Origin of the sequence: Pseudoalteromonas sp. 1CM17D (assembly GCF_023161805.1) — a bacterium.
GTDB lineage: Bacteria > Pseudomonadota > Gammaproteobacteria > Enterobacterales > Alteromonadaceae > Pseudoalteromonas > Pseudoalteromonas atlantica.
This window is the reverse complement of the sequence record NZ_JALNTP010000025.1, coordinates 1-1,309: the sequence shown is the minus strand read 5'-3', so window position 1 is coordinate 1,309 and position 1,309 is coordinate 1. Positions and strand designations below refer to the sequence as shown.

At 43.4% G+C, this 1,309-nt stretch carries 1 protein-coding gene and 1 other annotated feature; the gene reads left to right on the top strand.

The window, feature by feature from the left end; all coding sequences use genetic code 11:
• The first annotated feature begins 50 nt into the window (after nucleotides 1–50).
• A protein-coding gene (locus tag MSC25_RS20240) for an IS3 family transposase (protein ID WP_223230517.1) occupies nucleotides 51–1,270 on the top strand; the annotation gives its coding sequence in 2 pieces (ribosomal slippage) (nucleotides 51–339 and nucleotides 339–1,270; 1,221 coding nt in all).
• Nucleotides 329–445: a sequence feature (AL1L pseudoknot), on the top strand. (Overlaps the previous gene by 117 nt.)
• Nucleotides 1,271–1,309 lie beyond the last annotated feature (39 nt).

Here is a 1,309-nt window from a genome sequence, read left to right as displayed (position 1 = left end):
TGAATCGCCCCGTGTTTGCCAGAGACTCAATAACTTGAGAAACTGGAACTATGAAAAAATCAAATCGCTATACATCAGAATTTCGTGAACGTGCAATTAGGCTTGTTACCACACAACAGCATGAATACCCTTCTCTTTGGGCTGCGCTAGTATCGATTTCAGATAAACTGGGATGTACCCCAGAAACACTTAGAGCATGGGTCAAGAAATCTCAAGCTCAACCGTCTAAACCCTCTTCTAATACGCAATCAACTGAAGAACGCCTTGCCGTCTTAGAGCGCGAGAATAAAGAGCTCAAGCGAACGAATGATATCCTGAGGCAAGCTGCCGCTTTTTTCGCCCAAGCGGAGCTCGACCGCAAACAGAAGTAATAGTGGATTTTATTGATGCTTGCAGAGAGCATTACGGTGTCGAGTCAATTTGCAAGGAATTGCCGATTGCACCATCAACGTATTATTCTCATAAACAGATACAAAGAGAGCCTGAGCGACTGTCTAACCGCAAAAAGCGTGATGCTGAGCTGATAATACTCATTCGCGAAGTGTGGGAGGATAATATGTCAGTTTATGGTGCAAGAAAAATATGGAAGCAGCTACAGCTTGACGACCATCAAGTCGCCCGCTGTACAGTCGAACGATTGATGCGAGTTATGGGAATTCAAGGTGTTCGTCGGGGTAAAGCACATAAGACAACGATACCTGACGAGCAACAAGATAAGCCACTTGATTTAGTTAATCGTCAATTTACTGCTGAGCAGCCAAATCAACTTTGGGTAGCTGACATCACCTATGTTGCCACATGGAGTGGGTTTGTTTATGTCGCTTTCGTGATAGATGTTTTTTCACGATACATTGTAGGTTGGCGTGTATCAACGACAATGCACACAGAGCTTATTCTTGATGCGTTAGAGCAAGCTATTTGGCATCGTGGCAACCCCGAAGGGTTAATTCACCACAGCGACAGAGGCAGCCAATATTTGTCTATACGATACACTGAGCGACTTGCTGAAGCTGGAATTCAAGCGTCTGTAGGCAGTGTGGGTGACTCTTATGACAATGCATTGGCTGAAACAATAAATGGATTATTTAAAACAGAGATTATTCGCAGAAATGGCCCGTGGAAGAATGTTGATGCTGTTGAATACGCAACGTTAGAGTGGGTCAATTGGTTTAATAATCAACGCTTATTATCTTCAATTGGGTATATTTCACCAGCTCAATATGAAACAGACTACTATGATAATTTAAACGAGTCAGGTAAAGTGGCCTGACTTAAACAAACTGGTCTCCGATGAACTCGGGGCGATTCA